This is a genomic window from Pragia fontium DSM 5563 = ATCC 49100, assembly GCF_900112475.1.
GTDB classification, from domain to species: domain Bacteria; phylum Pseudomonadota; class Gammaproteobacteria; order Enterobacterales; family Enterobacteriaceae; genus Pragia; species Pragia fontium.
The window spans coordinates 223,955-236,813 of record NZ_FOLW01000002.1; the positions used below are offsets into that span (position 1 = coordinate 223,955).

12 protein-coding genes are annotated in these 12,859 nt (G+C 46.3%); all 12 read right to left on the reverse strand.

Annotated elements, in window-relative coordinates; all coding sequences use genetic code 11:
- Positions 1–212: 212 nt before the first annotated feature.
- Entirely contained in the window at positions 213–476 is a 264-nt protein-coding gene (gene ybeD / locus BMZ28_RS04160) for a DUF493 family protein YbeD (protein WP_074820925.1), read from the reverse strand.
- Between the two features lie 125 nt (positions 477–601).
- Positions 602–1,828, reverse strand: coding sequence for a D-alanyl-D-alanine carboxypeptidase DacA (dacA, locus tag BMZ28_RS04165; RefSeq protein ID WP_047780598.1), 1,227 nt, complete (start codon positions 1,826–1,828; stop codon positions 602–604).
- Between the two features lie 130 nt (positions 1,829–1,958).
- Complete coding sequence (gene rlpA, locus BMZ28_RS04170) at positions 1,959–3,128, reverse strand: endolytic peptidoglycan transglycosylase RlpA (RefSeq protein WP_074820928.1); 1,170 nt, start codon at positions 3,126–3,128, stop codon at positions 1,959–1,961.
- 11 nt (positions 3,129–3,139) lie between these two features.
- Positions 3,140–4,249 carry a peptidoglycan glycosyltransferase MrdB gene (mrdB, locus tag BMZ28_RS04175; protein WP_047780600.1) on the reverse strand — a complete coding sequence of 370 codons (1,110 nt, stop codon included), beginning with the start codon at positions 4,247–4,249 and terminating at the stop codon, positions 3,140–3,142.
- 20 nt (positions 4,250–4,269) lie between these two features.
- A complete protein-coding gene (mrdA, locus tag BMZ28_RS04180) occupies positions 4,270–6,171 on the reverse strand; it encodes a peptidoglycan DD-transpeptidase MrdA (RefSeq protein ID WP_047780601.1) in 1,902 nt (633 codons plus the stop codon).
- A gap of 24 nt (positions 6,172–6,195) precedes the next feature.
- Positions 6,196–6,666: a 23S rRNA (pseudouridine(1915)-N(3))-methyltransferase RlmH gene (gene rlmH, locus BMZ28_RS04185; RefSeq protein ID WP_047780602.1), complete on the reverse strand. Its 471-nt coding sequence runs from the start codon at positions 6,664–6,666 to the stop codon at positions 6,196–6,198.
- A gap of 3 nt (positions 6,667–6,669) precedes the next feature.
- Positions 6,670–6,987: a ribosome silencing factor gene (gene rsfS / locus BMZ28_RS04190; protein ID WP_047780603.1), complete on the reverse strand. Its 318-nt coding sequence runs from the start codon at positions 6,985–6,987 to the stop codon at positions 6,670–6,672.
- Positions 6,988–7,138: 151 nt separating this feature from the next.
- Complete coding sequence (nadD, locus tag BMZ28_RS04195; RefSeq protein ID WP_074820932.1) at positions 7,139–7,801, reverse strand: nicotinate-nucleotide adenylyltransferase; 663 nt, start codon at positions 7,799–7,801, stop codon at positions 7,139–7,141.
- 1 nt (position 7,802) lies between these two features.
- Entirely contained in the window at positions 7,803–8,825 is a 1,023-nt protein-coding gene (holA, locus tag BMZ28_RS04200; protein ID WP_047780605.1) for a DNA polymerase III subunit delta, read from the reverse strand.
- Positions 8,822–9,382, reverse strand: coding sequence for an LPS assembly lipoprotein LptE (gene lptE / locus BMZ28_RS04205; RefSeq protein ID WP_047780606.1), 561 nt, complete (start codon positions 9,380–9,382; stop codon positions 8,822–8,824). Before lptE ends, holA begins: the two co-directional genes overlap by 4 nt.
- Before the next feature lie 14 nt (positions 9,383–9,396).
- Positions 9,397–11,979, reverse strand: a complete 2,583-nt coding sequence (gene leuS / locus BMZ28_RS04210; RefSeq protein ID WP_047780607.1) for a leucine--tRNA ligase — start codon at positions 11,977–11,979, stop codon at positions 9,397–9,399.
- A gap of 187 nt (positions 11,980–12,166) precedes the next feature.
- Positions 12,167–12,814 (reverse strand): hypothetical protein, encoded by a 648-nt coding sequence (locus BMZ28_RS04215; protein ID WP_074820934.1) that lies wholly within the window; start codon positions 12,812–12,814, stop codon positions 12,167–12,169.
- Between the last annotated feature and the right edge of the window lie 45 nt (positions 12,815–12,859).

The window sequence follows — 12,859 nt, forward strand, 5'->3', positions numbered from 1 at the left end:
TAGTTCTGAGGGGCTAAATCTGCCATTGTTGTTCATTGTGGAGTTTTTCAGGTAACTATTTGTTTAACATATAAATTAATCAGGTGGGTTGGATTTGGTTACAGGGTTTTACATATTTATCTGCGAGAGGGAAAGCGTTGACCTTAATATAAGAAAAAACCGGATAGGGAGACTATCCGGTTTTTCAGGGTATAACCTTTTGCTGGTGCTAATTACAGCACCATGCGTACGATTTCGATATTACCCAACTCTTCATATAAGGTCTCAACCTGATCGATATGCGTTGCATTAATCGTGATTGAAACGGAGTGGTAGTTACCTTTGCTGCTAGTCTTAACCTGTGGGTTATAGTCACCGGGCGCATGGCGTTGTACCACTTCCACTACTTGGTCAACTAACTCAGGTTTCGCCTGGCCCATCACTTTATAAGTAAAAGAGCATGGGAACTCGAGTAGTTCGTTCAGTTTAGTTTTCATGGTTACTCCAACAAAATTAAAAAATAATATTGCCTATAAAAAGTATAGCTCCCTGAGTAAAGGGAGCTATAGCAATTTTGGGCTTATTGACTATATGGGGCCAGAAAATTATTTTTCAAGGGTGATTAACCAAACCAGCGATGGAACATCAGTTTGATATGGTCAACCATACGGCTGAAGAAACCACCTTCTTTCACTTCATTTAACACCACTAATGGGCGTTGTTCGATAGTTTTACCATCCAGTTGGAAGTTAATTGTTCCAACGGCTTGCCCTTTCACCAATGGAGCATTAATTTCGCTATTGGTCAGGGTGTAGCTGGCTTTGAGATCGTTCAAACGACCGCGTGGAATGGTTAAAGAGGCATTTTGGTCAACGCCCAACTGTACACGATCGGTATCACCAAACCATACTGGCTCAGAGGCAAACTCTTTTCCTACCTGTAGTGGTGTCACTGTTTCAAAGAAGCGGAAGCCCCAGGTTAATAGCTTTTTACTTTCGGCTTCACGGCCTTTAAAAGTACGTCCGCCCATCACCACCGAGATCAGACGCATATTACCTTCGGTCGCCGAGGCAACCAGATTGTAACCTGCCGCAGAGGTGTGGCCAGTTTTAATACCGTCAACGTTCAGGCTGGTGTCCCACAGGAGACCGTTACGGTTAGGTTGTTTGATATTATTAAAATAGTACTCTTTTTCTTTATAGACCAAGTATTCTTCTGGAACGTCACGAATCAATGCTTGACCAATCAGCGCCATATCGCGAGCTGAACTATATTGACCCTCAGCATCTAAGCCATGAGCCGTTTGAAAATGGGTATTTTTCAGGCCTAGCGCGTTAACGTAGTTATTCATAATGTTAACGAAAGCATCCTGACTACCGGCAACGTGCTCAGCCATCGCAACACAGGCATCATTACCTGATTGAATGATGATGCCACGGTTCAGGTCAGAGACTTTAACTTGCATCCCAGGCTGTAAGAACATCAGTGATGAGCCTTTGAATACAGGGTTTCCAGTGGCCCATGCCTCTTTGCTGATATTCACGTTGTCATTTAGACTGATCTTTCCTGCCTTAATGCTTTGCCCGATGACATAGCTGGTCATCATTTTAGTTAGGCTGGCCGGATCCCGGCGCGCATCGGCATTCATTTCTGCCAAGACCTTACCTGAGTTGTAATCAATCAGGATGTAGGCTTCAGCGTCAATTTGAGGAACCGCAGGAATAATCGTGGTTAGATTTACATCATCAGCGCTAACGACCGATGTGCTTCCTAAAGCGATTAAAGCACCCAAAGTTAGGCTTTTAAGCAGGGTATGACTGAACGTTTTTGAGGAAAGAGTCTGTTTCATAAGCGGGACAACAATATCCGTAAAAAGTTAATAACAGCCACAGTATAGCAGGTGGCGAGCTTAGGGGTATCTGAGATGTATTGTAAAATATGTCAGATACCGTTGAAATTTATTCCTATCGTAACGACAGTTATAACGATGTCGTCATAATAAAGCTGTTTGGCTGTCCCTGGCCTGATAAACGCTGTTGTAACTCCTGTGCTTGCTGTCTGGTGCTAAATGGCCCAAGCTGGATACGATAAAGCGCGCCAGCGCTGGAGACTTTTCCCGGCACATTCAACTGACTGCTTAATTTCGTTTGTAAATCTACAGCTCGTTGACGATCGTTTACTGCGCTGACTTGAACCATATAGCTTGCACTTGCTGAGGATGCGGTTTGGGCATTATCGGCATTGAGCGGCGCAGGAACGGTTACCGTTGAGTTGGGTGCCGCAGGGATATTGACTTTATCACCTTGCTGCGGCGCATTTAGCGTCAACGATTGATTATCCGGCGATGGAGTCGGGATCGTGGTTGCGGTTTGCTGCGCGGCTGGCACATTTACTTTCTCTGATTGTGGTGCATTCAGAATGAGTGAATGGTCATTAGCCGTAGGAGACGACAGGGTTAAATTATTATCTGGTTGAGCCGGAATATTCACGGGTTCATCCTGCTGAGCACTAAGCTGAGATGCGTTGGCTGGAGCAGCATTCAACATCGTCGGTGAGCCGATGGTTGGTCTATCGGGCAAATTATAGCTTCGTTTAGCAACCGTAGAGCCGATAGTACCGGGGCCGGAGAGCGTACCGTTTGGCGCAACGACAATAACATCCAGACGAACTTTGGTTTGATTGGTGACATTCAGGCGTTCTGCTGCTGCTTTAGAAAGGTCAATGATACGCCCTTTAGTGAAAGGACCGCGGTCATTCACTCTGACGATTAACTGCCGCCCGTTACTCAGGTTTGTTACCCGCACATAGCTGGGAAGAGGTAAAGTCGGATGGGCTGCCGTCAGTTCGTTAGCATCAAAAATTTCACCGCTAGCGGTTCTATTGCCGTGTAACTCTTTGCCATACCAAGTCGCCAGACCAATTTCGCTGAAGTTCTCTGGTTGAGTAACGATACGGTAGTTTTTACCGTTAACTTTATAGTCTTTTAAGGTGCCAACATTGTAAGGTTCATAGCGCGGTTCCACACCACTGACTTCTGTTGCCGGCCCGGTTTGAGGGAGTGGCGGTAGGGTAGTCATTGGCGGCGGCGTTGATTCACAGGCTGTCAGCAATAGCCCCATAATACTTATCCATAGCCACTGTTTACGCATTCAAGCAATCCTCAGACGTTTTTCGAAAGTAATTTTCTGTGGGTATGTATTGACATGATAATACCCAATCCAGCCATTAGCACAATTAAGGCGGAACCGCCGTAGCTGATAAACGGTAACGGTACGCCAACTACCGGCAAAATTCCACTCACCATACCGATATTGACAAAAACATACACACAGAGAATCATCACAATACCGCCAATTAATACCCGGCCAAAACTGGTTTGGGCATGTGCTGCGAGTACAAAACCGCGGATGATGACGCACAGATAAAGCGCTAGTAATACCAGTACGCCTACCAGTCCAAGCTCTTCGGCGAGCACGGCAAAGATGAAATCGGTGTGGCGTTCAGGTAGAAACTCTAATTGTGACTGGGTGCCATGCAACCATCCTTTTCCCCACAGTCCACCTGAGCCGATAGCAATTTTAGACTGAATAATATGGTAGCCAGCACCTAGCGGATCAGTCTCAGGATCCAACAGCATCATGACTCGGCCACGTTGATAGTCATGCATCAGAAAGAACCACAGTATAGGAATAAATGCGGCTAGTGCGAGTAGCGCCACCAGAATCAACCGCCAGCTCATACCCGCTAAAAACAGGATAAATAATCCTGAGGCAGCAACTAAAATCGAGGTACCAAGATCGGGCTGAGCAGCAACCAAGAAGGTCGGGAAGAAAATCAGCACCAGAGCAATACCGGTATTTTTCAGCGAAGGGGGACAGGAGTCACGGTTAATATAACGGGCAACCATCAGTGGAACTGCAATTTTTGCAATTTCAGACGGTTGAAAGCGAACAAAGCCTAAGTCCAGCCAACGCTGAGCCCCTTTACTTATCTGACCAAAAACATCGACTAAAATTAATAGGATAACGCAGAAAACATACAGATAAGGCGCCCAGTTTTCATAGACACGGGGCGGTATTTGCGCCATAACCAGCATGATAGTCAGGCCAATAACGGTTTGGCTGACCTTACGCTCCATCATATCAATATCCTGCCCGCTGGCGCTCCACAGTACAAAAAAGCTGTAGGCCAACAGCAGCAGTAAGAAGAATACCATGATGGGGTCAATATGGATTTTGGTCCAAATTGTGGGTTTTTTGTTATCGCTCATTCGCTATTTATCTGTCACTGTCAGTCACCCTGATTAGGTAACGCATTAAGTTCCGGCATTACAGTATTCTGATCGTCCAACAAAATATGGTCGAGAATTCGGCGTACAATTGGGCCGGCATTACCGCCACCTCCACCGCCGTTTTCCAGAATCATTGAAACTGCCACTTTAGGATTATCATACGGCGCGAAACCAACAAACAGGGCATGGTCCCGCAGGTGTTCAGATATCTTTTTAGCGTTATATACTTCATTTTTCTTCAAACCAAATACTTGTGCGGTACCTGATTTACCAGCGGCTTTATAAGGCGTGCCGGCAAATATGCGGCGAGCAGTACCGTTTGGTCTGGACACTACGCCATACATGCCATCTTTGGCGATCTCCCAATAGCCGGAGTGGATATCACCAATATGGATATTTTCTTCTTGCTGATAGGGAATCAGCTTACCGTTAATTTTAGTCGCATTAAGTAGATGAGGGGTTTTAACTAACCCATCATTAATTAACGTAACCAGCGATTTTGACATTTGAATCGGGGTCGCAGTCCAGTAGCCTTGTCCAATACCAACAGGGATAGTATCCCCTTGATACCATTGTTTTTTATGGCGCTTCATTTTCCATTCGCGCGTTGGCATTACGCCCGGATACTCTTCTGCAATATCAATACCGCTATATTCACCATAGCCAAATTTTCTCATCCAGCTGGATAAACGGTCGATACCCATATCGTAGGCAACCTGATAGAAGAAGGTATCCGCCGACTCTTCTAAAGAGCGAGTGATGTCTAACTGACCATGGCCGGAACGCTTCCAGTCACGATAACGTTTGTCGGTATTGGGTAATTGCCACCAGCCCGGATCGTAGAGGGTAGTTTTCTTGGAAATAACACCTTCAGTCAATGCCGCCACGGCAATATAAGGTTTTACCGTTGATGCCGGAGGATAGGTGCCTTGTGTCGCCCGGTTAATCAGTGGCCGATCGGGATCTTGTAATAATTTTTGGTAGTCAGTATAAGCAATGCCATCAACAAACATATTGGGGTCATAGCTTGGGCTGGAAACCATGGCCAGAATACCACCATCCCTTGGATCGCTAACGACCACCGCCGCCCGGCGGCTACCCAGTAGCTCTTCAATATACTGCTGTAATTTCAAATCAACCGTCAGATAGATATCTTTACCAGCCTGCGGCGGTTGCTCATTCAGTTGGCGAATGACCCGACCACGGCTGTTAACTTCGACTTCTTCGTACCCAGGCTTACCGTGTAGAACTTCTTCATAGTATTTTTCAATACCCTGTTTACCGATATCGTGGGTCGCTGAATAATTTTGTAGTTGATCGTTGGCCGATAAGCGTTCTAAATCTTGGGTGTTAATTTTAGAAACATAGCCGACAACATGAGTCAGGGCTGAACCGTAGGGATAATAACGGCGCTGATAGCCTTTGATTTCTATTCCCGGAAAACGGTATTGGTTAACGGCAAAATGAGCGATTTGCAGTTCGGTAAGCTTGGTTTTTAACGCTATCGGGGTGAAGCGGCGTGAATTTTTACGCTCTTTTTCAAAACTGGCAATATCATCGTCATTGAGGTCAACAATAGAACGCAATTGCTGAATAGCATCTTTTAGATTACTGATTTTTTCCGGCACCAATTCTAATTGATAAATGGTACGGTTTTCTGCCAGCACAATGCCGTTACGATCGTAAATCAGGCCGCGGCTTGGGGCGATAGGCACCAATTTGATGCGATTATCGTTGGAACGCGTCTGATAGTCTTCAAATCGTTTAATTTGCAGGTTATAAAGATTAGCAATAAGAATAGCAATAGCTATGACGACGACAATGGCGGCAACCAATGCACGGCGTAGAAACAGCGCTGATTCTGCCGTGTGGTCACGGAAGGCATTAGGTTCTTTTTTCATCCTAAGACTATTTCATTCAATTTGCTATTCACGGTGATAGGGATGATTTGTCGTGATGCTCCATGCTCGATACAGGCTTTCGGCTACCAGAACTCTTACCAACGGATGAGGTAAGGTCAATGGTGATAGCGACCAGCTTTGTTCTGCGGCATCTTTACAGGCTGGTGCTAATCCTTCCGGCCCGCCAATCAGCAAACTTACATCACGACCATCTTGTTTCCAGAACTCTAATTGTTGGGCTAACTGAGGCGTTTCCCAAGGTTTACCGGGAATATCCAGAGTGACAATTCGGTTGCCTTTGCCTACCGCAGCCAACATAAGTTCCCCTTCTTTTTCCAGAATACGCTTGATGTCTGCATTTTTACCGCGTTTACCCGCGGCGATTTCTGTCAGCTCAAAAGGCATATCTTTTGGGAAGCGACGGATATAGTCGTTAAATCCGCTTTGCACCCAGTCGGGCATTTTGGTGCCAACTGCGATTAGTTGCAGTTTCACCCATTAGCTCCAAAGCTTTTCAAGTTCATATAGCCGACGGCTGTCTTCCTGCAAAACATGAATCATGACATCATCTAAATCGACCACGACCCAGTCTCCAGCAACTTCGCCTTCAACGCCTAAGGGTAATATGCCAGCAAGGCGGGCTGATTGAGCAACATGGTTGGCGATAGACTGCACGTGTTTGCTGGATGTACCAGTGCAAATGATCATGCAATCTGTAATGCTTGAAGTGTTGCTAACGTCAATGCTGACGATGTCCTGACCTTTCAGGTCTTCAATTTTATCAATAACAAATGATTGGAGCTCACGGCCTTGCAAAGGTTCCCCTCCTGACAAAAATGTCTTCATACAAAAAATATCATATTGCATTCCAGCGTTGGTGAAATGAGAGCGTCACCGTCACTAAGTTATGCTGAAATATTGAATTTATGTTTTTAAATTAATGTTGAATGATAGCACGCTTCCGGCTTTAACGGTATAAACCCTGCTGCTTGATATAACGCTGTACCGTCGGTGGCAGAAGATCGTCAAGGCTCAGACCATCTCGCTTACGTTGGCGAATATCGGTGGCTGAAATGTCCAGTAATGGCGTATGGGCCAAATAGATTAAGCCGTTTGGTTGCTGTTTTAAAATATTGGCATCCGTAGTGCGATGGGCTGCCAGCCAGCTTTCCAGTTCCGGGGTGTCTAGCGTATCCGCATAACCCGGGCGGGCGCAGACCAGCAGATGGCAATAGTCAAGCAGGGACTGCCAACGATGCCAGTAGTGTAGCGTTAACAGGGAGTCTTGACCGATGATAAAAGCTAACGGGAGATTTTCCCCTTTTTCCCGACGAATTTCTTCCAGTGTATCGATAGTGTAGGAAGGTGCGGTGCGGTGTAATTCTCGTTCATCCACCGAGAACAGTGGATTTCCGGCAATGGCTAACTCAACCATTTGTAAGCGTTGTTGAACGTTAGCCTCAGGCTGAGGGCGGTGAGGGGGGACGTGATTAGGTAGCAGGGTAATATGCTGGAGACCGATTTCATGCGCGAGTGCTTCCACCGGCTTTAAGTGCCCATAGTGGATAGGATCAAACGTACCGCCAAACAAGGCATGAATGGTTTCACTGCTTTCTAACCGATCCAACATCTTAACGCGCCTCAGATAAAGGTTTGCCGCACAGCAGCATCATAAGACTTTCCAGACCATCCCAAATAGATTGTCCGAAATCTTGTTTAACCGTTAATTCAAGCTGGGTTAATAAGGCCACGGCCTGAGTTAATTGAGCAGCGGTTAAACGCTGTAAAGTTTGTGTTAACAAAGGGCGTCGATTTTGCCATATCTTTTGCTGATCGAATAGCGTTCTCAGCGGCGTATGCTGCATTTTTCGATGCAAATGCAGTAATTGCAGTAATTCCCGCTGTAGGGTACGGATGAGAATCAGCGATTCAGTATCTTCCAGACGCAGCTGGTGAAGAATATGGAAGGCTCGCTTGGTTTTTCCACTTAAAATAGCATCAATCCAGTGATAAGGAGTGAAGTGAGCGGCATCGCTTACCGCTTGCTCTACGCGGGGTAACGTGAGTTTACCATCGGGATAGAGCAGGGACAGACGTTCAAGGGCTTGGGCAAGGGCGAGCAGGTTGCCTTCATAGCAATAGCATAAAAGCTGTATGGCGGCGTCATCAATGCTGAGCTTAATTGATTTAGCACGCTGAGCGACCCAGCGAGGAAGATGAGCTTGTTCCGGCGTTAAACAGCTAACGTATACGCCATGCTCTCCCAATGCTTTAAACCAGCCGCTGTTTTCCTGACCTTTGGTGAGTTTTGGACCGCGCAGAATAAGTAGAATGTCGGGGTTAATCAGCGCACCGAGTTGAGTTAACTGCTCTCCGATGGCGGCATTAGCGCCATTTTCCGGAAAGTGGAGAATAAATATTTTGCGGCTTGAGAACAGACTAAGGGACTGGCACTCGGTAAAAATATTTTCCCAGTCCGTCTGAGCGGTTAATTCATAACTAAAGCTTTCGCTAAATTGCTGGGCGGAAGCCGCCCGGCGAATAGCATCCTGACTTTCTTCCAGCAACAGTGGTTCATTGCCGAAGAGCAAATAACAACTGCGCAGACCTTCATGGAGCTGCGCAGCGAGTTGTTCAGGGTAGAGTCGAATCATCGAACCGGTGCATCAGCGTCAACGGGCTTTAGCTTCACGTCTGATTCTGATTGAGGTTGTTCGGTAGTTTGAACGGTTACCAGCTTACGCACCAACTGCTGAGCAAGCTGCTCTCTCATTTCCTGACGAATCATATCCTGCTCGGCATCTTTAGCCAGCGCTGTTAACGGGTTATCAAAGAATGAACGGAAGACTTTTGCTTGAATAGGGTAAATACCTTTGCCGGGAATCATCACTTGGGCATTGGCCTGCATCACCATTTGATATTCAGCAGTGGTACCGTTCTGGAAGATAGAAACCGTATCCTGACCGGCTGATTCTCCGGCCAGACGCAGGGAAGGGATATCCTGACGCGCCGCGTCGTCAGCAATAGTTACCCCATTCTGACGTAACTGGCTACGGACGGCCCGGGTTAAAGGGCCATAAGGGTCGGGACTGTCTAACATCAGCGTTTGCAGTTCGTACGGCACACTGGTGGTGCCGCGCAAGTTAAATCCGCATCCGGCAGTGATAAGAACTGCCATAGCTAGCATTGCTGTTACGATTGGATGTCGCACGTTTACTCCTCGGCTTAACCAACAACCAGATTTAAAAGTTTGCCAGGTACATAAATCACTTTACGGATAGAGACACCTTCAAGGTACTTAGTGATTTGCGGTTCAACCGTTGCAATTGCTTTAACCTGCTCTTCGGTAATATTGGCAGGAACGGTAATCTTCGCTCTTACTTTACCGTTAATCTGAACGACAACCAGTTTGGCATCTTCTACCATCGCGGCTTCGTCAGCGACCGGCCAAGGAGAGGTATCGATATCCCCTTCACCTTTTAGCGATTGCCACAGGCTAAAACTAACGTGCGGTGTAAATGGATATAGCAAACGAACCACGGCCAACAGGGCTTCTTGCATTAGCGCACGATCCTGCTCTGTTTCCTGTGGAGCACGAGTCAGCTTGTTCATTAATTCCATAACGGCAGCAATAGCAGTGTTGAAGATTTGGCGACGGCCAATATCGTCAGTTACTTTTGCAATTGTTTTATGCAGTTCACGGCGTAATGTTTTTTGATCTTCATTCAGGCTGGCAACATCCATGGCAGAGGTTGGGCCTTTCGCGGTGTGCTCGTAAGCTAAACGCCATAAACGTTTCAGGAAGCGGTTAGCACCTTCAACTCCAGACTCTTGCCATTCCAGCGTCATTTCGGCCGGTGAAGCAAACATCATAAACAGGCGAACGGTATCTGCACCGTATTTTTCTACAATTTCCTGTGGGTCAATACCGTTATTCTTGGATTTCGACATTTTAGTCATACCGGTATAAACCAGTTCACGACCTTCTTTATCGAACGCTTTTACGATGCGTTGCTTATCATCGCGCTCAACGATGGCATCATTTGGCGAAATCCAAATACGTTCACCGGTGCTGGAGGTATAGTAAAATGCATCGGCCAAAACCATGCCCTGACACAGCAGACGCTTAGCAGGTTCATCTGAGTTCACCAGACCCGCATCGCGCATCAGCTTATGGAAGAAGCGGAAATACATCAGGTGCATAATGGCGTGTTCAATGCCGCCTACGTATTGATCGACAGGTAACCAATAGTTCGCTGCGGCCGGATCCAGCATGCCTTGATCATATTGTGGGCAGGTATAACGCGCGTAATACCATGAAGATTCCATAAAGGTATCAAAGGTATCAGTTTCACGCAGCGCTGGCTGACCATGATAAGTGGTTTTAGCCCACTCTGGGTCGGCTTTAATCGGACTGGTGATACCGTTCATGGTGACATCTTCCGGCAGAATCACCGGTAACATATCTTCCGGCGTCGGAACAACGGTACCATCTTCTAGGGTCATCATTGGGATTGGGGAACCCCAATAACGTTGGCGTGAGACACCCCAGTCGCGCAAACGATAGTTTACCTTACGTTCACCCACGTTCATCGCCACCAGCTTGTCAGCAATGGCGTTAAAGGCTGCGTCAAAATCAAGACCGTCGAATTCACCAGAATTAAACAGTGTGCCTTTTTCGGTGCTGGCCTGTTGGGATAAATCTGGTGGAGTTCCGTCGGCAGCCAGAATCACTGGCTTAATCGGCAGATTATATTTAGTGGCAAATTCCCAATCACGTTCATCGTGACCCGGTACCGCCATAACGGCACCAGTGCCGTAATCCATCAGAACAAAGTTAGCGATCCAAACGGCAACTTTTTCACCGGTTAATGGGTGAATGGCATAAAGGCCGGTTGCAATGCCTTTCTTCTCCATGGTGGCCATTTCGGCCTCGGCAACTTTGGTATTGCGGCATTCTTCGATAAACGGAACCAGCGCTGGGTTCTTTAAGGCAGCCTGAGCGGCCAGCGGGTGACCCGCGGCAATCGCCACATAGGTGACGCCCATAAAGGTGTCTGGGCGGGTAGTATAGATAGATAAGTTTTGATCTAAACCATCAACTGCGAATTTGATTTCCACTCCTTCAGAGCGGCCAATCCAGTTACGCTGCATGGTTTTGACCTGCTCAGGCCAGCTTTCCAGCGTGTCCAGATCGTTTAATAACTGATCGGCATAGGCGGTAATTTTAATAAACCATTGAGGAATTTCTTTACGCTCAATTGGCGTATCACAACGCCAGCAACAGCCTTCAATCACTTGTTCATTGGCCAGTACGGTTTGGTCGTTAGGGCACCAGTTAACCGCAGAGGTTTTCTTATAAACCAGACCTTTCTCATACAGCTTGGTGAAGAACCACTGTTCCCAACGGTAATAGTCAGGATCGCAGGTAGCCAGTTCACGACTCCAGTCATAGCCAAAACCCAGCAATTTTAGCTGGTTTTTCATATAGGCGATATTTTCGTAAGTCCATGGTGCTGGCGCAGTATTATTTTTAACCGCAGCCCCTTCAGCCGGAAGACCGAATGCGTCCCAGCCGATAGGTTGTAATACGTTTTTGCCCAACATACGCTGATAGCGGGAAATAACATCGCCAATCGTGTAGTTACGAACGTGGCCCATATGCAGTCGACCGGAAGGGTATGGCAACATGGAAAGGCAGTAATATTTTTCTTTGGTCGGATCTTCAGTGACCTGAAAAGTTTTGTTTTCTTGCCAGTGGCTTTGTACGTGAGATTCAATCTCTTCCGGGCGGTATTGCTCTTGCATGGCGACGCATCGTCCTTCTGTTTATCAATATTGCTAAGTCACTCTCAAGGATGACAGTTTCAGCAATTATCTGTAATTGGGAAATAGATCTCCATAGAATAGCCGATAAGCGCTAGCCGCAACAATACTCAAACGCAACGTAAATGGTTTTTGTGTTAAATATTCATCAGAAAAAGCGATGGACTTTTCAATTTTGGCTGTTTAGCGGGAGAATTTGACGATTATCTTTTATTTCACTGTAGTAACACAGGCTGGCGATAAAACAGAGTGAGTAACCGAATAACTCGGCACCTTCTTCAACAATGCTCTTGACGTTGTACATTAAATATTCGGATTGTTCTGGATGGAGGGTGAACCATAGATATTTCATACCAAACAGGCGTGAAAACACCAGAATACAAATTAATCCAGAGATCATAAATCCGTAGTTAGGTGAACGAGTAAAATTTGCCAGTTGAATCAGGGTGTTCTTGATATTAAGAGCGGCATAAATCAGGCCTGTAACAGCGATAGCCATCGCTGGATAAATCCAGAAGCCATGGATAATCAGGTCAAAAATACTGTCCAGTTCCCGGATAAACATACAGGCAAAAAAACCGGCGATGAGGACACTGGAATTTCTGATGTCTGGCTTTTGATATGCCAGCTTCAAAAATAGAATAACAATCAGTAATAACATTATTTCCTGAGTGATTTCTACAAAAGAGAACTCTTGCAGTTTACTACCCATAAAAATAGCGTCCATAAACAGCATGCCAATTGTTAGTGCAGCAGCCAGTGAATAGATCAGAAATTGTTGTATTGCTCGATAAAGGATTTGAAGCTCGGTGCGCATAGTCAATTATGGTTATAAATTAAGGAGTAGCCTTGGAATAGGGCG

Excerpts from the sequence above, each read along its gene's own strand:
- ybeD (WP_074820925.1), bottom strand. The coding sequence starts at position 476 with ATGAAAACTAAACTGAACGAACTACTCGAGTTCCCATGCTCTTTTACT.
- dacA (WP_047780598.1), bottom strand. The coding sequence starts at position 1,828 with ATGAAACAGACTCTTTCCTCAAAAACGTTCAGTCATACCCTGCTTAAA.
- rlpA (WP_074820928.1), bottom strand. The coding sequence starts at position 3,128 with ATGCGTAAACAGTGGCTATGGATAAGTATTATGGGGCTATTGCTGACA.
- mrdB (WP_047780600.1), bottom strand. The coding sequence starts at position 4,249 with ATGAGCGATAACAAAAAACCCACAATTTGGACCAAAATCCATATTGAC.
- mrdA (WP_047780601.1), bottom strand. The coding sequence starts at position 6,171 with ATGAAAAAAGAACCTAATGCCTTCCGTGACCACACGGCAGAATCAGCG.
- nadD (WP_074820932.1), bottom strand. The coding sequence starts at position 7,801 with ATGTTGGATCGGTTAGAAAGCAGTGAAACCATTCATGCCTTGTTTGGC.
- holA (WP_047780605.1), bottom strand. The coding sequence starts at position 8,825 with ATGATTCGACTCTACCCTGAACAACTCGCTGCGCAGCTCCATGAAGGT.
- leuS (WP_047780607.1), bottom strand. The coding sequence starts at position 11,979 with ATGCAAGAGCAATACCGCCCGGAAGAGATTGAATCTCACGTACAAAGC.
- BMZ28_RS04215 (WP_074820934.1), bottom strand. The coding sequence starts at position 12,814 with ATGCGCACCGAGCTTCAAATCCTTTATCGAGCAATACAACAATTTCTG.